Raw genomic sequence first — 22,845 nt, 5'->3', positions numbered from 1 at the left:
ACTATCGGCAACGACCGAAAGCCGGACTTTTTCAGAGAGTGCGCGCAGGTGCTGGAGCTTCGTTTCACCGACGATGTTGTAAGTGATCAAGACATCCTTGATTGCCTCGCTTCCGGCAACCATCGCTTCAGCTTCGGAGACTTTCTGGCATGTGATGCCGATAGCGCCCGCGGCGAGCTGCATCTCAGCGATGGCGGGGAGCTTGTGGGTCTTGATGTGGGGGCGGACATTCAGACCATGCCTGTCAGCAAGCTCCTGAAAGCGGGCGATATTCTTGCTGGCAATATCGAGATCGACGACGACGGAGGGCGTGTTGAGTTCGGCGATCTGCTGATCTGTTAGTGGCATCATATCCTCGGGAAGAATCTCTCGGTGGTCGTGGCCGACGCTATATCCGATCTCAGGCAATGGCTATGGGGTAGCGCGGGATTCTGCCCGCCCGCTTAAACCTTGCTTCGCATAGCGACGCGGTATTTCTTCGGCTGAAGGCCGAAACGGTCGGTAAAGGCCTGATAGAAGCGGGAAACGGAGCCGAAGCCCGATTCGAAGGCGACATCGGTGATGGAGAGATCGGTCGCGATCAACAGGGATTGGGCGGTATCGAGCCGATGGCGAATGATCGCCTGGTTGATCGTCAATCCCACCGCGCGTTTGAAGACGGACATTGCATAGTTCGGGTGAAGTCCGACGTCGGCGCCCACATCATCTGCCGAAATATCTTCCAGGGCATGCTCCGCAATATAGCGCAACATCCGCTCGACATGTTCGATGCGTTCGCTTTCGTGAACGCCAAGGCTGGCAATTGCGGACCCCTCCTCACGCAAATCCCGCCAGCCGTCACGCTCTATGCGCAGCACACGGGCAGTGAGTTCGTTGCGCACGATTTCAATGAGTCCTTCGTCACCGGATAGAAGTTCCTGACGCCAGCGCTCGAAGATTTCGTGATCATAGGAGCGCAACTCGAGCGCTTCGATCATGGCACCGCGAAAAACTGCGTCGCGGAAGCGGGTGAGATTGGCGAGCCCCAGAAAGAAGGACATCGGCACATAGAGACAGACGAAACGCGTGCCTTCAGCACGCTCGATGACCTGATGCGGTATCATGCCCCAGAAGAGGCAAAGCCGCCCCTTGTCCAGCGTCAACTCGCGGCCATCGAACCAGTAGGTCATGTTGCCTTCCAGAACGAAATTCAATTCGATCTGGCTGTGCATGTGGGGCCCAGCCATGCGCTGAACGAGCGAGGCTTCACCTGCACAAAAACGATGATCTCCGAAAATGACCAGCGGGTGGCGTGGATCGTGATCTGGATGAACCGGTACCGATTCATCTTGCGGAACCGGGCGGAGATTTTGCATAGCTTAGGATCCTGGAAGAAATTACCAAAAACTCGGTAGATTATTGCGGCTTTGAAGCCAATGATCAACACCAACTATCGCCCTGCTCGAATGATCGTGTTGAACGGTCACGCGCAACCGGCGATACGGGATGGTCATAGGGAGGAAAACATGACCCTTTTGAAGAGCCTTAGCGGGCTTGCTTTGTCTGTAGCGATGTTCACCTCTGCATTCGCAGGTGAAATCACCATCAATTCCGATCATTCCGATCCCGTGCCGAAAAAGGCTATGGAAGAGCTGATTGCCGACTTCCAGAAGGCGAACCCGGACGTGAAGGTGAAGTGGAACAACTTCGACCACGAGGGTTACAAGTCCGCGATCCGCAACTTCCTGACCGCCGATGCGCCGGATGTCGTAGCATGGTATGCGGGCAACCGCATGGAGCCCTTCGTCAAGGCAAACCTGTTTCTGGACGTGACGGATGTGTGGCAGGCAAATGGTCTGGATGACCAGCTGAAATCCGCAGCACCTTCGATGACCATCGACGGCAAGAAATGGGGCGTGCCATACACCTATTATCAGTGGGGCATCTATTACCGGAAGGATATCTTCCAGCAGCAGAACATCACGCCACCAAAGACATGGGATGAGCTTCTCGCCGCTTCGAAGAAGCTGAAGGATGCTGGTATCACGCCGTTCACAATCGGCACTAAGGCGCAGTGGCCAGCCGCTGGCTGGTTCGACTACCTTGACCTGCGCGTCAATGGTTACGATTTCCACATGCAGCTGACCTCCGGCAAGGTGCCTTACACCGACCCGCGTGTGAAGGCCGTGTTCGAGAAATGGGCAGAACTGGTCAAGCCGGGCTATTTCATCGAAAACCATGCCGCAATCGACTGGCAGGATGCCGTTCCGCAGCTGGTTCAGGGTAAAGCTGCCATGTATCTGATGGGCAACTTCGCGGTTGCGACCTTCAAGAATGGCGGCCTCAAGGAAGACCAGATCGGCTTCCTGCAGTTCCCGCAGATCACGCCAAACCTGCCTTCGGCTGAAGAAGCGCCGACGGACACGTTCCACATTCCCGCGGGCGCGAAGAACAAGGACGATGCCAAGAAGTTTCTGGCTTACGTCGCATCTCCAGACGTCCAGTCCAAGATGAACGCGACGCTCGGTCAGTTGCCGGTCAACAACAAGGCTGCAAAGCCGCAGGATCCGTTCCTCGAAGCCGGTTTCACGATGCTGTCCAATGCCCAAGGCATCTCGCAGTTCTATGACCGCGATGCAAATGCCGAAATGGCGAAGGCCGGCATGGAAGGCTTTCAGGAATTCATGGTGAAGCCTGACAAGATCGACGCAATCCTCGCGCGCCTCGAAAAGATCCGCGCCCGCGTCTACAAGTAGGACCCGTTCCTCCCAGCGCCGGATGACGTAAAGAGCAATCTTGCGCCATCCGGCCGAAATTTCCTTCATGTTCCAAAGGTGCCGCCATGAGCAACACCGTTTCATCCGCGCCGGGTTTCTGGAAGCGCAATCAGCAGAAGCTTGCGCCATGGCTGTTCCTGGCACCCGGCATGCTTATGTTCCTCATCTATGTCCTCATTCCGATCTTCGAGTCGATCTGGATCAGTTTCCACGATTGGGACGGACTTGGTGAAAAGGTCTGGATCGGTCTTGGCAATTATGTGGAGCTTCTGGGCGATGACACGTTTTACGTGGCGCTGAAGAACAACGTCATCTGGCTGGTGTTTTATCTGCTGTCCATTCCGGCTGGTCTGGCGGCAGCACTCTTCCTCAATCAATCGGTCAGAGGCATCCGGCTTTACAAGTCGCTGTTCTTCTTCCCATTCGTGCTGAGCCAGGTTGTCGTCGGCCTGATGTTCACATGGTTCTATGCACCTGATTTCGGACTGTTCTCGCGCCTGCTGGAATGGCTGACCGGCCAGCAGATCGCGATCCTCGCGGATGAGCGCTTCGTGACCTACGGCATTATCGTTGCGGGCCTCTGGCCGCAGACGGCCTATTGCATGATCCTCTATCTGACGGGCCTGAACAACATCAACCCGGAGCAGGTGGAGGCCGCGCGCATGGATGGCGCGAGAGGCTGGAAACTTCTCTGGAACATCATTCTGCCGCAGCTGGCACCCGCAACCTTCATCGCGATGGTCGTCACCGTCATCGGCTCGCTACGCTCCTTCGACCTCGTTTCCGTCATGACGGCGGGTGGCCCTTACGGGTCGAGCCAGGTTCTATCCTACTTCATGTATGAGCAGGCGCTTTCCGAATACGGCTTCCGCATGGGCTACGGCGCATCGATTGCGGTCGTGCTGTTCCTCATCATGATGATTTTCATCTCGCTCTTCATCGTTCGTATGCTGAGCCAGGAAAGGAACGCCTGATGTTCCTGGCACCTATTCAAAAAGCCTCTCCGCTTGCGCAAACCGCCTACAAAGCCCTGCTGCCTGTCGCGCTGTTCCTTTGGCTCCTGCCTCTCATCGGCGTGGCGCTCACATCGGTCCGGCCTGCTGGCGATCTGGCCGCAGGCAATTACTTCGGCATTCCTTCCGGTTTCGCCGGTGTCGAGAACTACACGGCAGTCTTCCGGGATTCGCCCATCGGGCTCTATATTCTGAACTCGTTCAAGGTCACCATCCCCACGGTTATCGGTGCAGTCGGCTTGTCCTGCCTCACCGGCTTTGCGCTGGCCGTCTATAAGTTCAAGGGCAATCTGATCCTGTTCTTCCTGTTCGTCGCAGGCAACTTCATTCCTTTCCAGATACTGATGGTGCCCGTGCGCGATATGACGCTGCGCGCCGGTCTTTACGACACGACGCTCGGCCTCGTGCTGTTTCATGTCGCGTTCCAGACGGGCTTCTGCACCCTGTTCATGCGCAATTTCATCAAGGGTCTTCCCTTTGCGCTGATTGAATCCGCACGCGTCGAAGGCGTGTCGGAATGGCGCATCTTCCGCCATATCGTGCTTCCACTGATGCGTCCCGCCATCGCCGCACTTTCCGTGCTGGTCTTCACCTTCGTCTGGAATGATTACTTCTGGGCAACCGTGCTCGTGCAAGGGCAGCATGCCATGCCGGTTACAGCAGGGCTTTATTCGCTGAACGGGCAATGGGTTGCCGCCTGGCATCTGGTTTCGGCGGGCTCCATCGTTGCCGCACTGCCGCCGGTTGCCATGTTCTTCCTCATGCAGAAGCACTTCATTGCAGGCCTAACATTGGGAGCGACCAAGGGATGAGCAACATCGTCACCATCGGCTCTGATCATTTCACCCTCAACCTGCGCCTGCCGGAACTCGGCATGCCGGAAATCCTGTTCTTCGGTAAGGCGTCGGTTAAGCAGGACGACCTGTTCGACGTTGAACGCTCCAGCCGCGTCAACGGCATGGATGTGGCCGTGCCGTCATCCGTCCTGCTACCGACAGGCGGCATGGGCTTTTTTGGCTGGCCCGCGATTACCGGACACCGACAGGGACGCGATTTCACGCTTCAGTTCGGCGGATGGAAGGTCGAGCAGGAACAGCGGACCACGGTTCTCAAGGCCAGCGATCTCGTAGCGAAAATCGATATCGTGATCCGCATTACCGGCCATGAATCAGGCCTCATCTCCATGGGCACCGTTCTCACCAATCGCGGCGACACGGATTACCAGCTAGACCGCTGCATGGCCGCAAGCTTCGCGGCACCGTCGGGCGACATGGAATTGACGAGCTTTACCGGTATGTGGGGCCGTGAATTCCAGACCCGCAAGGAAATGCTCGGCAACGGCATCTGGTCTCAGGAAAGCCGTCGCGGGCGCACCTCGCATGATCGTTTTCCGATATTGTTCGTTGAAGGGTCCGGCCAGCGTTTCGGTGTCACTCTCGGCTGGAGCGGCAACCACCAGATGGTCATCGACCGCACGGATGACGGCCAGCGGCTGATCCATCTAGGTGAGCTGTTCGAACCGGGCGAGATCATTCTTGTCGCCGGTGAAAGCTATGAAAGTCCGCTGGCCTATGCCGGGGCAGATACTCAGGCCTTCCACAGCTTCGTTCGCGAAGAGTTGTTGAACTGGCCGAATGGCGAAATGACACCGCGCCCGGTGACGCTGAACACCTGGGAAGGCAACTACTTCGACCACCAGATGGATTCGCTGAAAGCTCAAGCCACCGCAGCGGCAGAGCTTGGCATCGAGCGTTTCGTTCTAGACGATGGCTGGTTCGGCAAGCGCGATGACGACACGACGAGCCTTGGCGACTGGGATATCGATGTGCGCAAATATCCCTATGGTCTGAAGCCTCTGGTCGATCACGTCACCTCGCTCGGCATGCAGTTCGGCATCTGGTTCGAGCCGGAGATGATCAACCCGGTTTCGGAGCTCTACAAGGCGCATCCAGACTGGGCCTTGCAGGTGGAAGGCCGCGCTCTGCTTCAGTCCCGCACCCAGCTCGTTCTCGACCTGACGCGACAAGAAGTGTCCGACTATCTGTTCGGAAAGATCGATGCGGTTCTGGCGAACCACGCTGTTTCCTACATCAAATGGGACATGAACCGCGACCTGACCCATGCGGGTGGACGCGACGGTCGGGCCAAGACCTCGGCTCAGACACGGGCGGTCTACGCCCTGATGGACCGCGTGCGCGCCGCGCATCCGAATGTGGAAATCGAAAGCTGCGCATCGGGCGGCGGTCGTATCGATTATGGCGCGTTGAAACGCACCAATCGCGTCTGGACCTCGGATTGCACCGATGCGCTGGAGCGGCTGGAAATCCAGCGTGGGGCATCCAGCTTCATTCCGCCGGAAATTCTGGGAAGCCATATCTCCGCCTCCCCCAACCATCAGACAGGTCGACGCCATACGCTTGCCTTCCGCGCATTGGTGGCGCTCGCTTATCATCTCGGTGTCGAACTCAATCCGCTGGAACTGGCGGATGACGAACGCGACGAACTCAAGACATATATCGAGACTTACAAGCGTCTACGGCCGCTGCTGCACAAGGCTGGCGCGAATTTCCAGATCGAGCCGGTCGATGGCCGCTATGTCTGGGGTGCGGCAAGTGCTGAAAAGATCGTCGTGATCGTTGCTCAGGGACCGCAGATGGTAGGCGAACAGCCTGAGCCGCTGAAGCTGCCGGAAAGCATCACCAAGCTCGGCGGTCGCTGGAAAATCACCAACACGCTTCCGGCCACGCCGGAATTCATTCGTATATCCGAAGGGCAGAAGAGACTGCTTTCCGGCGATATCAGCTTCGAGCTTTCAAGCGTCGGCCTTTCCGGCCTGCCGCTGCCGATGCTGAGACCGGAAAGCGCGCTGCTCATCGAACTGGAACCTGTCAAGGGAGGCACTATCAATGGCTGACGTGAGCCTGCGCAACGTCAAGAAGGAATTCGGCGCGCTCGCCGTCATCAAGGGCGTCGATCTCGACGTCAAGGATGGTGAGTTCTGCGTATTCGTCGGTCCTTCCGGCTGCGGAAAATCCACGCTTCTGCGCATGATCGCAGGGCTTGAAGAAATCACCTCCGGCGAACTGGCCATTGGCGGGCAGGACATGACCCGCATCGGCCCGTCCGACCGTGGCGTGGCCATGGTTTTCCAGTCCTACGCGCTCTATCCGCATATGACGGTGGAAGACAATATCGGCTTCGGCCTGAAGATGACCGGCCACTCCAAGGAGGTCATTGCCGAGCGCACCTCAAGAGCCGCCAAGATGCTGCAACTGGACGCGCTGTTGCAGCGCAAGCCGGGCCAGCTCTCCGGTGGCCAGCGCCAGCGCGTCGCCATCGGTCGCGCCATCGTTCGCAACCCGGAAGTCTTTCTCTTCGATGAGCCGCTTTCCAACCTCGATGCCGCCCTTCGCGTGCAGATGCGTGCAGAGCTTTCCAAGCTGCATCAGGATTTGAAGGCGACGATGATCTACGTCACGCACGATCAGGTCGAGGCCATGACCATGGCGGACAAGATCGTGGTTCTGTCTGCCGGAAAGATCGAGCAGGTCGGCTCCCCACTCGAACTTTACCACCGCCCCGCCAACCTTTTCGTGGCTGGCTTTATCGGCTCTCCGAAAATGAACTTCCTGCATGTCCACGCAACGCAGGTGGAGGACGGCGCGCTTGCCGTGACGCTTCCGGGTGGTGCGCAGCTAAAGCTGCACGGGGCACCGTCATATACCGGCGATGCAACGCTTGGCCTTCGTCCCGAGCATATCAATGCCAACGGTGAAGGAGACATCGTCATCGAAGGTACGGTTCGCCTTGCCGAATATCTCGGTTCCGAAACGCTGTTCTTCGTGGCGCTTGCGGATGGTTCGGAAATCTCGGTGAAGGCGGATGGTCTTGCTGCGGCAAAGCCCGGAGACGTGATGAAACTCGGTATCAATACGAAAGCCTGCCATCTGTTCAACCGCGATGGCCTTGCGCTCATCAATGGGGATCTTACTCGATAATGCTTGGTGTATGTTACTACCCGGAACACTGGGACGAAAGTCGCTGGGCAGACGATGCGCGCCGCATGCGCGAGCTTGGAATTTCATTCGTTCGCATTGGTGAATTCGCATGGTCCCGCATCGAGCCATCCCGCGATACGTTCGATTTCGGCTGGCTGGACCGCGCGATGGATGTGCTGGCCGGTGCCGGTCTGAAGATCGTTCTCGGTACGCCGACGGCGACGCCGCCGAAGTGGCTGGTGGACGAAAACCCGGATATCCTGCCTTATGACGAGCATGGAAAAGTGCGTGGTTTCGGCTCACGCCGCCATTACACTTTCTCGTCCGAAACCTGGTGGCGCGAAAGCGCGCGCATCGTAGAGATCATCGCCAAGCGCTATGGCGAGCACCCTGGTCTCGTCGGCTGGCAGACGGATAATGAATATGGCTGCCACGACACGATCCTGTCCTGGGGGCCGGAAGACCTGAAAGCGTTCAAGCGCTGGCTGCGTCTTCGCTACCAGTCGGCAACGCAGCTGAACGAGGCATGGGGCAGCGTGTTCTGGTCCATGGAGGTCAACAGCTTCGATGAGGTGGCGCTTCCAAACCTGACGGTGACGGAACCGAACCCGGCCACCCGGCTGGATTTCTGGCGCTTCCATTCCGATCAGGTGGCGGCATATGACAAGATGCAGTGCGACACCATTCGCCTGCATTCGCCGGATCGCTGGATCACCCATAATTTCATGGGCTTCGTCTCTGATTTCGACCACTTCAAGGTGGCGGAGAATCTCGATCTCGCATCCTGGGACAGCTACCCCATCGGCTTCGTGGAAAAATTTCCCTTCACGGAAGAAGAGCGCAATCGCTGGGCCGAAACCTCTCACCCGGATATCGCGCCCTATCACCACGATCTCTATCGCGGCGTCGGTCGCGGTCGTTTCTGGGTGATGGAGCAGCAGCCCGGCCCCGTCAACTGGGCACCATGGAACCCCGTGCCGAAACCCGGCATGGTGCGGCTGTGGACATGGGAAGCGCTTGCGCATGGCGCAGAAGTGGTCAGCTATTTCCGCTGGCGGCAGGCTTCCTTCGCACAGGAACAGATGCATGCCGGTCTCAACATCGCGGGTCTGGACGAGCTTTCGCCGGGCGGTCTTGAGGCGCAGCAGGTTGGTGAAGAACTGATGGCAATGACACTGCCTGAAGGCGGCAAGGCGCATGTCGCGCTGGTTTTCGATTACCAGAGCTACTGGACAACGATGATCCAGCCGCAGGGCAAGGATTTCCGCTATGAGGAACTTTGCTTCCGCTGGTATGAGGGTCTTCGCCGCCTTGGTCTCGATGTCGATTTCGTCCGTCCGGGCGCTTCGCTTGATGGGTACCAGCTGGTCGTCGTGCCCTGCATGACGGAAGTCTGCGCCTCAACGGAAGCGGCTCTGCGCAACGCCAAAGGCACCATTCTCATCGGCGCCCGCACCGGCTCACGCGACCGCAACTTCGTCATTCCGAAGAACCTGCCTCCGGGTCCGCTCGGGGACAAGACCGGTAATCGCGTCATTCAGGTGTCTACGCTGCGACCGGGCCTCTCGGATACTGTTACGGGTGCAATCTCCGGCGCTGCCATTCGCTGGCGGGAAACCGTGCAGACCTCGGCTGATGTTCTTGCCCGCTTCGGCAACGGAGATCCGGCTCTGACTGAAAAAGACAATATGCTCTATCTCGCCTGCTGGGCGGATGAAGCGTTGTTGTCCTCGGTTCTGGCTCTCGCGGCAGACAAGGCAAAGCTGAAAACGATGCCACTGCCCGCCACCATCCGTATCCGCCGCCGCGGCAACATGGTTTTCGCCTTCAACTACGGCACCGAGGCATGGACGCTGCCAGAAGGCGCAGAGCCGGTGCTTGGCAGCAGCGAACTGCAACCGCAACAGGTTGCGGCCTGGATCGAGACGGCCGCGTAAAGCGGCCTTCTCATTTATTTACGCGACCGATTTGGCGGTGCGTTCAGCAAAGACTTCCTCTGCGGCGAAGAGGCCGTTCAACGCCGCAGGGAAGCCCGCATAGACCGCCATCTGCATGATGGTTTCCGTGATTTCTTCACGGGAAAGTCCGACGTTGAGACCGGCCTCGATGTGCACCTTCAATTGCGGTGCAGCGTTGCCGAGGGCGGTCAGCGCAGCGATGGTCGCGATTTCGCGTGATTTCAGGTCCAGTCCCGGTCGGCTGTAAATATCGCCGAAGGGAAATTCGAACAGGTAGGTGGCGAAGTCGGGAGCGATATCCGCCAATGCGGCAATGACTTTTGCCCCGGCCTCTCCGTCTATTTCAGCGAGTGCGCGTTGTCCGCGTTCCAGCCTGCTTTCTTCCTGATGGGGTAGAGATTGCGTCATAATCCTTCATCCTCTGATCTTCGCCAGCATATCCGGCGATCTTCTGGTCAAGGACGAGGAGGCAATCTTGAAGATTTTCGATCTGTGCCCGCACCTGCTCGCGATGCGCTTCGAGGATTGCCTGCCGCTCCCGCACGGTGTCGTCACCCTGCGTTCTCAAAGCGGCGTAGCGCAACATATCCCTGATTGGCATCCCGGTCGTTTTCAGGCGACCGAGAAAGGCTATCCAGACGAGAATCGACGGGTCGTAATCGCGTCTGCTGGAGCGATCGCGATCGGCATAGGGCAGCAGGCCGATCCGCTCGTAATAGCGGATGGTATAGGCCGAAAGGCCAGAGCGCCTTGCAAGTTCACCGCTCTTCATGAGTACCTCTTCGTCACAACGCTTGGGAAGTTACGAGTTGGAGCGCACTCCAAGTCAATGGTCTTTTTTCACAAATCAAACAGCGAGGAAGCCACCATCGATGGGAAGCACGGCACCGGAGATCATCCGGCTGTCGTCTGAGAGCAGTAGCGCGATGCTCTGCGCCACCTCTTCCGCTTCGGCGAAACGGTTCAGCGGGTGGCGCACCATCATGGGCGCGCTTTTTGCGGGGTCGCTCCAGGCTTCCGCTGCAAGCTCCGTCAGCGTAATCGTGGGAGCGACAGCGTTGACGCGGATGCCGTGGGGTCCGAGTTCCTTTGCGAGCACACGGGTTGCGCCCTCAAGACCAGCCTTGGAGGCCGCGTAGCAGAGGTGGTCCTGAAAGCCTCTGTGACCGGCGATGGAGGTGATGTTGACGATGGCTCCGCCGCCGCCGGCAGCGACACGCGCGCGGGCAAATTCCTGACAGGCAATCAGCGCAGCGCGAAGATTGATGCCGAGCACGGCTTCGTAACCCGCCTCCGTCATATCCAGCACGCTTTCCAGCACGTTGATGCCTGCGCTGTTGATCAGGTAATCGCAGGTTCCGGCCTGCGCCATCGCAGCCCGCGTTGCGGCGGCATCGGCCAGATCGACCTGAATGGAGCGTCCGCCGATTTCGCCTTTGAGACTATCGAGATCGGACTGGGTGCGGCTGAGCGCCACCACTTCCGCCCCGCGCTCCGCCATGAGCCTGGCACATGCGCGGCCAATGCCCTTGCCTGCGCCGGTAATGATGACGGATTTGCCGGAAAACTGCATGATAACCTCTGAATGTTATGGCCTTCAGGCCGAATGTGTTGCGGCTTTGGTTGCCGTGCGGATTTCGCGGGCCGTGCGCTGAAGCGTAAGAAATGCCTCATAACGCGCTTTCTGGACGGCTCCGTTTTCTTCGTGAGGATTGCAGCGCGTGGCGACGCGCGACATTGCGGGCATTGCCGTTTGCAAGTCGGGAAACGCGCCTGAAGCAACCGCGCCCAGCATGGCCGAACCGAGCAGTACGGGCTCCTCGCATTCCGTAATCTCGACCGGAAGGCTCGTCGCATCGGCAAGCAATTGCTGGATCAGAGGATGCGCACCAGCGCCACCGCTGACGCTGATCGTCTCGACAGGCGCACCGTTCTTCGCCTGCGTCTCGATGATCTGCCGAAGACCATAACCGAGGCCGCAGATACCCGCCACATAGAGAGCGACCAGGGAATCCGGCCCGGTTTCCATGCCGTACCCCATGATCACGGCGCGTGCGTGCGGATCGGCAAAGGGCGCGCGATTGCCGAGGAATTCCGGTACAACATGGAGATTATCAGCCAGCCGTACTGCCCCGGATGGCGAACCGGCGATCTCTACGGCGCGGTCCGCAAGCCATTGTGGCAGGGACTTGCCTTCGCGCGCGGCGATATCCGTCGCCTCTTTGGTCGCAGGATGCAATTGCACGAGGTGATCGATGGCAGCACCAGCGGCAGATTGCCCACCCTCGTTCAGCCATGCACCCGGCACCATGGCAGAATAATAAGGCCCCCAAACGCCCGGCACGAAAGCAGGCTCTTTCGTCGTCGTCATGGTGCAGGAGGATGTGCCAAACACATAGCCGAGGCAATTGAAGGCATTGCCACCGGCTGCGACCGTGCCGACACCGCCTGCGTGCGCATCGATCAGGCCCGCAGCAACTGCGGTTCCGGGCTTCAGACCCATGACCTCCGCTGCTTCGGCAGCAAGGCCTTGCCCCAGAGCCGTGCCCGGATCGACCACGTTTCTGCCGATGCGCGCAAAGCCCTGATCGGCCAGATCCTCAAGTCCGATTGCACGGAAATAAGCATCGTCCCAGCGGCGTTCATGCGCCAGATAAGTCCACTTGCACGTCACGGTGCAGGCGGAGCGGTCGAGAGCGCCGCTCGCCTTCCATGTCAGAAAATCCGTGAGGTCGAAGAAATGTTCGGCGCGGGCATAGATATCTGGCTTGTTCTCTTTCAGCCAGAGAAGCTTCGGCGTTTCCATTTCAGGCGATATGCGACCGCCGACATATTTCAGAACGTCATGATTTCCAGCGTTGATCCGCTCGGCCTGTTCGACTGCGCGGTGGTCCATCCATACGATGACATCGCGTTCGGGGTGAGCCGGATCGCCAACGGCAAGCGTCTCGCCTGCCTGTCCCCGCACAACGAGCGAACATGTCGCATCGAAGCCGACGCCGATGACCTGCGCCGGATCGACCCCGGCGCGGGCAACGCTTTCCCTGACGGAGCCGCATACAGCGCGCCATATCTGCTCGCTGGATTGTTCGACGATGCCGCCATCTTCACGATGCATATCGATGGGACGCTTTGCCGTGCCCAGCAGCCGACCTGCGGTATCGAAAACCCCGGCGCGTGCGGAGCCGGTGCCAACATCCACCCCGATCAGATACTGAGCCATGACAAATCTCCCGTCTTTCTATGCCCTATGCGTCAAACGCGGTCGAAGTTCGTGGGCAGCACCAGCATGTCACGAATGGTGACGGTGCGCTTGCGCGTCAGCATATAGACGACCGCATCCGCGACTTCGCTTGCATCGATAAGGCTACCGGATTCCTTCGCCTTGCGCAGATTTTCTTCCGGCCAGTCCGCCAGAAGCGCGGAGACAACGGGCCCAGGAGAGACCTGCGCGACGCGCACGCCATGCGGGATCATCTGGCGGCGCATGCCCTGCACGAAGCTGGTAATGGCCCATTTCGAACCGGAATAAACCGGCTCCCAGTAGGTCGGGAAGTGACCGGCAATCGAGCAGGTGACGATAATGTCGCCCGTCTTGCGCTCGCTCATATGCGGCACGACGGCATGAACGTTCTTCATCACGGCGTTGACGTTGAGGTTGAGCATCTTGTCGATGGCTTCCGGCGTCGTTTCCGTCAGATCGCCACCGATATAGGTGCCTGCATTGCAATAAAGAATGTCGATATGATCGACCTTCTGAAGAATATCCGGCACCATGGCGTTGCAGCTGTCGGCATCCAGAAGGTTGGTTACCTGTGGAATTGCCCGCTCGCCAAGCTTGCTTGCGAGTTCGTTCAAAGCGGCTTCGTTCCAGTCCACCATGACGACGGTTGCGCCCTGCTCCAGCAGCGCTTCCGTGGTGGCAAGGCCGATACCGGACGCAGCACCGGTAATAACGGCCACCTTGCCCTGCAGTGATTCAGACATGCTATTCTCCTGTTTTCGAAATTGCCGGGAAGCGTGGCGTCAGCGCCATTCGCGCCCGATATAGATGGCGAGCAGAATGATCGCGCCCTTGATGACATCCTGAAGATAAGGGTTGATGCCCATGAGGTTCAGGCCATTATTGAGGATGCCGAGAAGGATTGCGCCAATCAGCGTGCCAAGGATGAGGCCGCGACCGCCTGCGATGGCTGTTCCGCCAAGAACGACGGCGGCAATGGCATCGAGTTCGAAGCCGACACCCGCATTAGGCTGACCACTCATCAGGCGGCCGGTGAGGATGACGGCTGCGAAGGCGGCGGTCAGGCCGGAAATGCCGTAGACCGCGAGCTTGACGCGGCGCGTCTTGACGCCGGAGAGGCGCGCAGCGGTTTCATTGCCACCGAGCGCGTAGACGTGACGACCGAAAGCGGTGCGCTGCAACAGCACCCAGGCGATGCCGTAGATTACCACCATGATGATGACCGGCACCGGAACGACGCCGACGCGACCGACGCCGAACCAGGAAATCCAGCTTGGAATGCCGCTGACCGGATAACCGCCGGAATAGATCAGACCCAGACCGCGCGCCATGCCCATGGTGGCCAGCGTGACGATGATGGCGGGCATCTTGCCCCAGGCAACCAGAATGCCGTTCAAGAGACCTATGCCGAGACCGATGAAGAGGCCGATAACCAGAGAGAGCGAGGCTGGCACGCCGTAATTGACCATCAACCCGGCGCTCAGCGTTCCCACCAGCGCCATGACCGCGCCGACGGAAAGATCGATACCGCCCGTCAGAATGACGAAGGTCATGCCGACCGCGAGGATGCCGACAACGGAGACCTGACGCAGCACGTTCATGATGTTGTTGAGGCTGAAGAAATTGTCGCTTGCCAGACCCATGAGGATAGACACCACGATTAGGCCCGCCAAAGGCAGAGCCAGCGGCGAATGAAGCAAACGACCAAAGCTGAATCCAGCGGCCTTTCCAGTCGTAGCCGTGTTTGTATCAAGCGACATGTTCAAGCCTCCCGGTCGTTGCGTTTGTCATTATTGTTTCTGAATTGATGTCATCGCCTTCCACCGTCGCCACGATGCCGCCGGAGCGGAAGACGCAGACGCGGTCTGACATGCCGATGACTTCCGGCAGTTCGGATGAAATCATGATGATGGAGTGGCCCTTCTGGGTAAACTCGCGCATCAGGGCGTAGATTTCCGCCTTGGCGCCCACATCGATACCGCGCGTCGGCTCATCGAAGATCAGCACATTCATGGTGTGGTTCAGCCAGCGGGCAATGACGACCTTCTGCTGATTGCCGCCGGACAGCGTATCCAGCCGCGCATAGGGCCCCTGCGCCTTGACGCGAACCTGCTCCATGGCCCGCTCGGTATGTTCCAGCTCCTTGTTCATATCGATGAACCACTGGTACTTGCGATACTTGCGGTAATTGTTGAGCGAGATGTTCTGAAGAATGGAGAAGCTGGTAATCAGCCCCTCGTCCTTGCGGCTTTCCGGCAGAAGACCGATGCCATATTCCAATGCTTCATCCGGGCCGGAAAAGCGCTTTTCCGTTCCATTCACCCGCACCTTGCAACGGGTCGCGGAATGAGCGCCCAGCATGGCAAGCACGGTTTCGGTACGACCGGACCCGACAAGCCCGGCAAAACCCAGTATCTCACCCTGCCGCAGCGCAAAGCGGGAAACGGGACCGGTCTTCTTCAGCTGGATTTCCTCCACCTCAATCACCACCGGGGCGGTTGCATCGATGACGGGCTTTGGTGGGAAATTGTTTTCGATGCGGCGACCGACCATCATCTCCACAAGACGATCATTATCCACATCCGCGACATCGCAGGAGCCGATGAACTCTCCGTCGCGCAGAACCGTGATCCGGTCGCAGATTTCGAAGATTTCTTCGAGGTGGTGGGAAATGAAGATGATCGCGACACCCTGCTTGCGCAGCTCGCGCATGACCTTGAACAGATGTTCGACCTCGGAGGGTGTCAGTGTGGCGGTCGGTTCGTCCAGCACCAGAATGCGGGCATCGAGCGACAATGCCTTGGCGATTTCCACGAATTGCTGTTCTGCCACGGAAAGCCGGTGCACCGGCATATCGAGCGGAACGTCAACCGCCAGCATGCGCATGATCTCGGCAGCGCGGGTGCGCATTGCTTTCGTGTTCAACAGTCCCAGAGGCCCGCGTATTTCGCGTGCCAGAAACATGTTCTCGACGGCGTTGAGATAGGGGATGAGGCTGAATTCCTGAAAGACGATGCCGACGCCTGCGGCAATCGCCTCATCGTAATTGGCGAATTGATGCTCGGTGCCGTTGATGCGGATCGTGCCCTCGGTGGGCTGGATGATGCCGCAGAGGATTTTCATGAGCGTGGACTTGCCAGCGCCGTTTTCGCCCAGAAGCGCATGAACTTCGCCCGCGCGGACATTCAAGTCCACACCCTGTAGAACCTCGATCTTGCCGAAGCTTTTTCTGATCCCATTCAGTTCAAGCATTGCGCCCTCCTCTTGGATGGAAAGGGTGTCCCGCCCCGCACGAAGGCAAGGCGGGACCGGGAGGAATTACCAGCTGAAATCGGCAGCGTTCTTGCTGTCGACAACCATGACGTCGATTGGAACTTCCTTCGGCACGACGCGAGCGCCCCACTTCTGGGCAAGCGCCATGGCAAGACCGACGCGAACCTGGTCACGCGGGAACTGCGCGGTCGTTTCGATGAAGGCCGTACCGTCAGCAATCGCCTTGACAGCTTCCGGCGCGCCGTCGACCGAGGTCAGCTTGATGTCCTTGCCGGAGCCCTGAATGGCGGCCAAAGCACCCATTGCACCACCGTCATTGACGGAAAAGATGCCTGCGAGATTGGGGCGGGACTGGATCATGTTTTCGACAACGCCAAGCGCTACCGAGCGATCCTGACGGCCATTCTGCGTATCGACAAGCTTGACGTCCTTAAACTCGGCGAGAGCGGCCTTGCAGCCTTCGACGCGCTGCAGGATCGGAACGACCGGAATACCGTCGAGGATTGCGACTTCACCCTTGCCGCCCAGCGATTCCGCCAGATGCTTGCAGGACATATATCCCGCATCGCGGTTCTTGGAGCCGACGAAGGTATCGACCGGGCCGTTGGCGTTCGCATCCACGGCAACAACGATGACGCCTGCGGCTTTGGCTGCATGAACGGCAGCTTCGATACCGGCGCTGTCGGTCGGGTTCAGCAGGAGAATGTCGATCTTCTGCTGCAACATGTCTTCCACGTCGGAAATCTGCTTGGCGACATCATGGCCCGCATCGGTTACGACAACGTCAGCACCAATGCTTGCTGCCGCTTCCTTCAGCGCTTCCTGCATGGACACGAAGTAGGGATTGTTCAGCTCCTGGAACGTCATGCCGATCTTAAGCTTTTCCTGCGCAAGCGCTGGAGCAGCCATCATTGCGAGTGCTACCGAAGCCATCAACAATTTCGATTTCATTTCATTTCCTCCCGTATGGACGATTGGGCAAGGCGAGCCCGTTTCCGGACAGCGCCATGCCGCCCGAATTGGTTGAAGTTCAGGTTTTGCGTTACGTCAGTCCGCCATGACGAAGGCCTTCTGGGCCGCGAATGTCGTGCGGAATTGAGACGGTGACATTCCCTTCAGCTTGAGGAAATGCCGGTTGAAATTCGACAGGTTGGAGAAGCCCACCTCATAGCAGACCTCCGCCACTTTCACGTCCTGATCGCTGAGCAGCATCTGGCAGGCAAGATCCACCCGCAGTTGATTGCGATAGCGCACCAGTGTCGTGCCCGTATGTCTTTTGAAAGCACGCGAGAACGCGCTCTGGCTTTGCCCGACCATATCGGCAAGCTCGGCCTCCTCGATCTGGTCGGTCAGGTTCTGGCGCAGATAGGACAGCGCCCTGTTGATGCCGCTATCGCCGATGCCTGTCAGGTCCAGCTCAAAGCTGAGGCTTGCCAGCACCTCATAATCTGGCGCGTTCACGAGGAGATCGAGTATCTCCCAGAACAGCGCCAGCCGCTTGATACCCTGCGCTTCGATCAGCCGCTCGATCAGAGGGCGCACGCGCTCGCTGGTCTCGTCATCGAAGAGAAGACCGCGACGGCTGCGCTCCAGAAGCGGACGGATCGCATCCATTTCCGGCATGGACGCGGATGCTTCCTCGATGAAGATTTCTGGAAACTGGATGACAAGGGAACGCGCAGGCACGACTTCGCCCGCTTCGATTTCACTGATCCAATTCTGGGGAAGATTGGGCCCGGTCATGATCAACTGGCCCGGTTTGAAGCTGCCGACGAAATCACCGATGTAAAAGGTGCCCGACGTGGCGACGACCAGATGGATTTCATATTCGGGGTGGTAATGCCAGCGAACCGTTCTGAACGGATAGCCATGCCGCCAGGCAGCGAAGGATTCGCCCTTGCGTATATGGACCAGTTCCAGATCGGGTTGCATCACTCTCTCCCAAGCATTTCCGCGCCTGCTTTGCAGCTTCGTGCAGCTTTCTCCTCAAGCTGCATCCGGCGTCGCGATAAACATGAACCCGTGCTAACGCCCTTTCCACATCATGGCGCAAGAATTGCTGATACTTTTTTTACACTCAGGCGTCGAAAACTGACGAGTCCGAAATCTGGCGCAGTGCGGCATGTCGCAAAAACGAAAGCCTGCAGGGTGAATTCACCTTGCAGGCCATTAAATTTGTGGGGTTTTATCCCGAATTTCATGCCGTTTTTAGATCAGGCGGTCAAAGGCTTTGCTGCTGTGCAGCAGAGCCTACTTATACTTTTTCACAAGGAGTTGACCGGTGCCGTATCAGTACCGGTCACCGCCATCATTGCGGCATGAGAATTTGCAGCTTTACATCCGTTTCCCGGGCTTCGACGGCGCGGTCAAAGCCAGCAATGCTGTCTTCGAAAGGAAGCGTGGCGGAAATCAGCGGCTTGAGATCGACCTTGCCGGAGCCGATCAAGGCGATGGCGCGGTCGTAGACATTGGCGTAACGGAACACCGTTTCCACGCGTAGTTCTTTTGCCTGAAGGCCGACGATATCGACAGGAACGGGGTCCACCGGCATGCCGACCAACACGATTGCACCGCCCGGGCGAGCAAGCTTTGCCATGCCGAGGATAGCCGGGGCCGCACCGGAGCATTCGAACACGATATCGCATCCCCAGCCATCCGTTGCCTGCGCAACGGCTTCCGGCAGCGAGCGCTCGCGAATGTTGACGGTCTCGATACCCTCATAGGCACCGATGATATCGAGCTTTGGCTGGGCGAGATCGGCGACGATGACCTTGGCGCAGCCGCCAGCCAGCGCCGCAAGTGCCACCATCATGCCGATGGGACCGGCACCGGTTACGACAGCGACATCGCCCGGCTGAATGCGTGCTCTGAGCGCAGCCTGCATGCCGATGGCGAAAGGCTCCACCATCGCGCCTTCACCGAAGGACACGTTATCCGGCAGCTTGTAAGTGAAAGCCGCAGGGTGGACGACTTCCGGCGCAAGGCAACCGTGAACCGGCGGCGTTGCCCAGAAAGTAACGGCGGGATCGACGTTGTAGATACCGAGTTTCGCCGCGCGCGAGGTCGGGTCGGGAATGCCCGGCTCCATGCAAACACGGTCGCCTGCCTTCAGATGCGTGACATCCGCACCGACTTCCAGAACCGTGCCGGATGCCTCATGCCCCAGAACCATCGGAGCGTTGACGACGAAATGTCCGATCTTGCCGTGGGTATAATAATGGACATCCGATCCGCAGATGCCAACGGTGTGGGTGCGGATTTTTACATCCTTCGGACCGAGCGTATTCGGGAGATCGAAATCGCGCAGCGACAGCTTTCCCTTTTCCTCCAGAACCAGAGCCTTCATTGTTTCCTCCTTCAGGGTCCGAGATGCGGAACGTGGTGTATGAGAAGGTGATGAAACTTAGTTTTGGCGAAAGTAAATAGAAATCATCCCTACCTGACAAATTTCTTTGCCAAATGGAAAAAGCGTATCAGCGGCACCGGCCTTTCCGTATCAAAGGCTGGTGTGAACCGTCTTCGCCAGCCAATCCACGAAGACACGGACCTTGTTGGTAACATGGCGCGTCTGCGGATAGACGATGTAGATCGGCATGGTTTCGTTGCGCCATGCGGGTAGCACCTGAACCAACTCTCCACGCTCTGCGTGATCCCGCGCCATGAAAACGGGAAGCTGCGCGATGCCCAGCCCGCCCAAAGCTGCCGTGAGATAGGTGCGGCTGTCATTGGCGGAAACGATATAGCGCGGCGTGATTTCGGCACTTCGCGAATCGTCTACGAATGACATCGACATGATCTGACCGTTCGCGGCATTGAGATAACCCACCCCGTGATGATCCGTCTCGAGGTTCTCCGGTTGCTCTGGCATTCCAAATCTTTGTATGTAAGATGGTGAGGCATAGGTCGCGAAATGCAGATCGCCTACTTTTCTGGCAATAAGCGACTGGTCGCGCAAGGTGCCCACCCGCAAGGCGCAATCGACGTTTTCTGCCATATAATCCACCAGCCGGTCCCCCACACCCAGATCGAGACGGATTTGAGGGTAGCGCTGGTAGAAGTCGCATAGATTTGGAATGATCATCATATCCGCAAAGACGCCCGCCATTTCAACGCGGAGCTTGCCGGACGGCTGAACCTGAGCACTGGACATGCTGCCATCAAGTTCTTCAATTTCCGAGAGAATTTGTGCGGCGCGCTCGTAATATAAAGCGCCATCCGTGGTCAGCATGACGCGGCGGGTCGTCCGGTTCAGAAGCGTGGTCTGAAGGTGGCCTTCAAGCGCCTGCACCATGTTGGTGACGGTGGTCTTGGGCATGTTGAGCGCGGTTGCGGCACGGCTGAAGTTGCCCGTTTCCACGACACGGGTAAAGACGCGCATAGCAGACAGTTGATCCATAATTGGCCTATTATCCGTGATTTTGGAATAGTGTTTTCTTATTCGCCGACTTGATCGAATTTCACCGAACAATAATATGCATTACAGATTTTGCAACTACCGGCATCGCAATTGGTGTCGCGAAGGAACCTCGTCATGCAGACGCAATGGCAACAGCTCGGGTGTGGGAAAGCGGCCAAACCGCCTCTCCTCGTGCGCCGTTACGAAGGTGTGAAGACCCTGCGCAACCCGCCAGTCGTTCTCTATCTCAGAGGTGGTTCCTTTCTCGAAGAAGGATCGGACCGCCCCGAACTGCCCGTGGCTCGTGCCTTGGCTGAAAACGGCGTCGTCGTCGTGGAAGCCAATTACAGCGAGGCTTCAGGCAACGAGTTTCCACTGGTGATCGATTGCGCCTATGAGGCGCTGGATTACCTGAATAACGACCGCAAGAGTTTCGGCAGCGCCAAGTCCCCCTTGTTCGTTGCCGGAGAAGAAGCGGGTGGTAACGTGGCAGCGGGTCTGGCGCTCAAAGCGCGGGACCGGATGCCGGGCAAGCTTGCGGGACAGGTTCTCCTGTCCCCGATGATCGATCCGATGATGACGACGGAATCGTTCCGTGAGGCAGACCGGATTGGAATGCGGCAGCGTTGGGCGGATGGTTGGAGCCATTATCTGGCAAAGGCCTGCGGCTTCTTTCACCCTTACGCCGCGCCCTGCCAGTGCACCCGGCTTAACCGGGTTGCTCCGGCACTGATTTTCACGGCGGATGACGATCCGCTGCGAGACGAGACCGTCAATTACGCAGAACGGCTCATCGGATCGGATGTCTGCGTAAGACAACATGTTTTCCCGCCCGGCATCGGCTGGACGGGTCTATATCGCGGCGATGGAGGCCCCTGGGTTTCGTCTGTCTGTTCGGAGTTCCTGACCTTCGTCCGCGACCTTAAAGTTTAGACCGCCTTTATATTTCACTTGCTGAACTGATCGGCCCTGTCCCGGGGCCAAGGAGAGATCCCATGACGCTCAATCACAAGCGCCGGGCCCTGTTGGGCACCGGTCTAGGACTTGCTGTCTCCATTTTTGGCGCAGCGCTTCTGTTCGAATTCCCCGGCAGCGGCGATGCAACTGCTGCATCCACACCAGCCGAGGCACCGCCGACACCGGTCACTGTTGCCAAGGTTGAAAGCCGCAATGTCATGCGCTGGGAAGAGTTTTCCGGTCGTCTCGAAGCCATCGAACGGGTGCAAATCCGGTCCCGCGTCGTTGGCCAGATCAAGGCCGTCCACTTCCGCGAAGGCGCATTGGTGAAGGAAGGCGACGCCCTTTTCACCATCGATCCGGCGCCTTATGAGGCAGCCGTCGCGGGTGCGCAGGCGCAGGTCGCTTCCGCCGAAGCGAAGGTCAGCCTTGCAAGAACGGAGCTGGATCGCGGCAAGCGTCTTTCCGACAACCGCACCATTTCGCAGAGCGACATGGACCAGCGCCAAAGCGCGTTTACGGAAGCCGAGGCACAGTTGCGCGCAGCTCGCGCAGCCTTGACCACGGCGGACCTCGATCTCAGCTACACCGAAATCCGCGCGCCCGTTTCAGGCCGCGTCGGCAAGATCGAAATCACCCCCGGCAATCTCGTGGCCGCCGGTTCGACTTCGCCTGTCCTCACCTCGCTGGTGTCGGTAAGCCCCATCTATGCAAGCTTCAACGCCAGCGAAGGAACAGTGATGAAGGCGCTGGCGGAACTGCCGAAGACGAACGGTTCGCTACCAGCTCTGGAGCAGATCCCGGTCGAGATCGGCACGCTTTCCGATGAGGGAACGCCGATAAAGGGTGTCCTCCATCTGATCGACAATCAGGTTGATTCCACCAGCGGCACCATCGGTGTTCGGGCCGTGTTCGAAAACCCGGACGGCAGGCTCATTCCCGGCCAGTTCGTGCGGGTCCGCATGGGCGAGCCAAAGCCGGAAAACCGCATCACCATTAGCGACCGCGCCATCGGTACGGATCAGGACAAGAAATTCGTCTTCGTGGTGGATAGCGAAAACAAGGTCGCCTATCGCCAGATCAAGCCGGGTGCACCGGCTGACGGTCAGCGCATCATCGAAAGCGGCCTGTCCGTTGGCGATACGATCGTGGTGAACGGCCTGCAACGCATCCGCCCCGGCGCGACTGTCGCACCGCAGACGGAAGAGAAGGTCGCGGCCTCCAACTAATACTGACCGATCGCTCCAAGC

The 22,845-nt window shown here is 58.5% G+C and carries 22 protein-coding genes (1 of these 22 cut by a window edge); 9 read left to right on the top strand and 13 right to left on the bottom strand.

The window, feature by feature from the left end; genetic code table 11:
• Together CFBP5473_RS20930 and CFBP5473_RS20925 are read right to left on the bottom strand one after the other, a co-directional pair.
• A protein-coding gene (locus CFBP5473_RS20930) for a D-TA family PLP-dependent enzyme (RefSeq protein WP_037171661.1) crosses the window boundary here: on the bottom strand, positions 1-348 show its beginning. The gene continues 732 nt to the left of window position 1, outside the view; 348 of the gene's 1,080 nt are visible here — the first part of the coding sequence; it begins with the start codon at positions 346-348; the stop codon falls past the left edge of the window.
• A gap of 95 nt (positions 349-443) precedes the next feature.
• The gene (locus CFBP5473_RS20925; RefSeq protein WP_027676828.1) at positions 444-1,355 is read right to left on the bottom strand and encodes a helix-turn-helix domain-containing protein; all 912 of its coding nucleotides are present in this window, start codon (positions 1,353-1,355) and stop codon (positions 444-446) included.
• Positions 1,356-1,505: 150 nt separating this feature from the next.
• On the opposite strand from CFBP5473_RS20925, the gene CFBP5473_RS20920 reads away from it, so the two are divergent.
• The 6 genes from CFBP5473_RS20920 (at position 1,506) to CFBP5473_RS20895 (ending at position 9,704) form a co-directional block, all read left to right on the top strand.
• Positions 1,506-2,735 (top strand): ABC transporter substrate-binding protein, encoded by a 1,230-nt coding sequence (locus CFBP5473_RS20920; protein WP_027676829.1) that lies wholly within the window; start codon positions 1,506-1,508, stop codon positions 2,733-2,735.
• An 86-nt stretch (positions 2,736-2,821) separates the two neighbouring features.
• Entirely contained in the window at positions 2,822-3,730 is a 909-nt protein-coding gene (locus CFBP5473_RS20915; RefSeq protein WP_027676830.1) for a carbohydrate ABC transporter permease, read from the top strand.
• Positions 3,730-4,581: a carbohydrate ABC transporter permease gene (locus CFBP5473_RS20910; protein WP_027676831.1), complete on the top strand. Its 852-nt coding sequence runs from the start codon at positions 3,730-3,732 to the stop codon at positions 4,579-4,581. The genes CFBP5473_RS20915 and CFBP5473_RS20910 overlap by 1 nt, the downstream gene beginning before the upstream one ends.
• A complete protein-coding gene (locus CFBP5473_RS20905; RefSeq protein ID WP_027676832.1) occupies positions 4,578-6,683 on the top strand; it encodes an alpha-galactosidase in 2,106 nt (701 codons plus the stop codon). The genes CFBP5473_RS20910 and CFBP5473_RS20905 overlap by 4 nt, the downstream gene beginning before the upstream one ends.
• Entirely contained in the window at positions 6,676-7,767 is a 1,092-nt protein-coding gene (locus tag CFBP5473_RS20900) for an ABC transporter ATP-binding protein (protein ID WP_027676833.1), read from the top strand. Before CFBP5473_RS20905 ends, CFBP5473_RS20900 begins: the two co-directional genes overlap by 8 nt.
• Positions 7,767-9,704, top strand: coding sequence for a beta-galactosidase (locus CFBP5473_RS20895; RefSeq protein WP_027676834.1), 1,938 nt, complete (start codon positions 7,767-7,769; stop codon positions 9,702-9,704). The genes CFBP5473_RS20900 and CFBP5473_RS20895 overlap by 1 nt, the downstream gene beginning before the upstream one ends.
• Before the next feature lie 18 nt (positions 9,705-9,722).
• Here CFBP5473_RS20895 and CFBP5473_RS20890 read toward each other — a convergent pair whose 3' ends face one another.
• The 9 genes from CFBP5473_RS20890 to CFBP5473_RS20850 form a co-directional block, all read right to left on the bottom strand.
• Entirely contained in the window at positions 9,723-10,133 is a 411-nt protein-coding gene (locus tag CFBP5473_RS20890) for a carboxymuconolactone decarboxylase family protein (protein ID WP_027676835.1), read from the bottom strand.
• Entirely contained in the window at positions 10,069-10,497 is a 429-nt protein-coding gene (locus tag CFBP5473_RS20885) for a MerR family transcriptional regulator (RefSeq protein ID WP_027676836.1), read from the bottom strand. The genes CFBP5473_RS20890 and CFBP5473_RS20885 overlap by 65 nt, the downstream gene beginning before the upstream one ends.
• Positions 10,498-10,572: 75 nt before the next feature.
• Positions 10,573-11,298 carry an SDR family oxidoreductase gene (locus CFBP5473_RS20880; protein ID WP_027676837.1) on the bottom strand — a complete coding sequence of 242 codons (726 nt, stop codon included), beginning with the start codon at positions 11,296-11,298 and terminating at the stop codon, positions 10,573-10,575.
• Between the two features lie 24 nt (positions 11,299-11,322).
• The gene (locus CFBP5473_RS20875) at positions 11,323-12,948 is read right to left on the bottom strand and encodes an FGGY-family carbohydrate kinase (protein WP_027676838.1); all 1,626 of its coding nucleotides are present in this window, start codon (positions 12,946-12,948) and stop codon (positions 11,323-11,325) included.
• Between the two features lie 32 nt (positions 12,949-12,980).
• A complete protein-coding gene (locus CFBP5473_RS20870; RefSeq protein ID WP_027676839.1) occupies positions 12,981-13,712 on the bottom strand; it encodes an SDR family oxidoreductase in 732 nt (243 codons plus the stop codon).
• Between the two features lie 39 nt (positions 13,713-13,751).
• Positions 13,752-14,729: an ABC transporter permease gene (locus CFBP5473_RS20865; protein ID WP_027676840.1), complete on the bottom strand. Its 978-nt coding sequence runs from the start codon at positions 14,727-14,729 to the stop codon at positions 13,752-13,754.
• A complete protein-coding gene (locus CFBP5473_RS20860; RefSeq protein WP_027676841.1) occupies positions 14,719-16,221 on the bottom strand; it encodes a sugar ABC transporter ATP-binding protein in 1,503 nt (500 codons plus the stop codon). Before CFBP5473_RS20860 ends, CFBP5473_RS20865 begins: the two co-directional genes overlap by 11 nt.
• A 66-nt stretch (positions 16,222-16,287) precedes the next feature.
• A complete protein-coding gene (locus CFBP5473_RS20855) occupies positions 16,288-17,193 on the bottom strand; it encodes an ABC transporter substrate-binding protein (RefSeq protein WP_027676842.1) in 906 nt (301 codons plus the stop codon).
• Positions 17,194-17,289: 96 nt separating this feature from the next.
• The gene (locus tag CFBP5473_RS20850; protein WP_027676843.1) at positions 17,290-18,174 is read right to left on the bottom strand and encodes an AraC family transcriptional regulator; all 885 of its coding nucleotides are present in this window, start codon (positions 18,172-18,174) and stop codon (positions 17,290-17,292) included.
• On the opposite strand from CFBP5473_RS20850, the gene CFBP5473_RS20845 reads away from it, so the two are divergent.
• A complete protein-coding gene (locus CFBP5473_RS20845; RefSeq protein ID WP_136954411.1) occupies positions 18,148-18,564 on the top strand; it encodes a hypothetical protein in 417 nt (138 codons plus the stop codon). The genes CFBP5473_RS20850 and CFBP5473_RS20845 overlap by 27 nt on opposite strands.
• Here CFBP5473_RS20845 and CFBP5473_RS20840 read toward each other — a convergent pair.
• Entirely contained in the window at positions 18,551-19,588 is a 1,038-nt protein-coding gene (locus CFBP5473_RS20840; RefSeq protein WP_027676844.1) for an NAD(P)-dependent alcohol dehydrogenase, read from the bottom strand. The genes CFBP5473_RS20845 and CFBP5473_RS20840 overlap by 14 nt on opposite strands.
• Before the next feature lie 150 nt (positions 19,589-19,738).
• Entirely contained in the window at positions 19,739-20,638 is a 900-nt protein-coding gene (locus CFBP5473_RS20835) for a LysR family transcriptional regulator (RefSeq protein ID WP_027676845.1), read from the bottom strand.
• Positions 20,639-20,773: 135 nt separating this feature from the next.
• On the opposite strand from CFBP5473_RS20835, the gene CFBP5473_RS20830 reads away from it, so the two are divergent.
• Entirely contained in the window at positions 20,774-21,571 is a 798-nt protein-coding gene (locus CFBP5473_RS20830; RefSeq protein ID WP_027676846.1) for an alpha/beta hydrolase fold domain-containing protein, read from the top strand.
• 62 nt (positions 21,572-21,633) lie between these two features.
• Entirely contained in the window at positions 21,634-22,824 is a 1,191-nt protein-coding gene (locus CFBP5473_RS20825; protein WP_027676847.1) for an efflux RND transporter periplasmic adaptor subunit, read from the top strand.
• Positions 22,825-22,845 lie beyond the last annotated feature (21 nt).

The organism is Agrobacterium larrymoorei (genome assembly GCF_005145045.1).
Classification (GTDB): domain Bacteria; phylum Pseudomonadota; class Alphaproteobacteria; order Rhizobiales; family Rhizobiaceae; genus Agrobacterium; species Agrobacterium larrymoorei.
Note: the sequence above shows the minus strand (reverse complement) of the source record. Positions and strands in the feature narration are given on the sequence as shown.